Annotated in this window: 1 protein-coding gene; it reads right to left on the minus strand. The window is 38.2% G+C overall.

Annotated features, from left to right (window positions below):
* Positions 1-207 (minus strand): transposase (locus AOM43_RS06210; RefSeq protein WP_193374856.1); only part of this gene is annotated, 207 nt, incomplete at both ends.

A 207-nucleotide genomic window follows, 5' to 3' on the forward strand; every position in this document is an offset into this window, starting at 1 on the left:
TGAGCCAATTTTGATATTCTGTTGTCCATGAATCTTTCAATCTAACGATATTTGTGGGTGATAGTCCTTTAGCATTTTCTCCCAAAATTGCCTCTAGAGCTTTCGGAAAATCCAGGGTGGATATTCCTTTAAGATACAAAGCAGGAATAACCGCATCTATACTTTGTGTCCTTCTCAAATAAGGTGGCAAAATCGCACTTGTGAACT

It is taken from the genome of Parachlamydia acanthamoebae (genome assembly GCF_000875975.1).
Lineage (GTDB): Bacteria > Chlamydiota > Chlamydiia > Chlamydiales > Parachlamydiaceae > Parachlamydia > Parachlamydia acanthamoebae.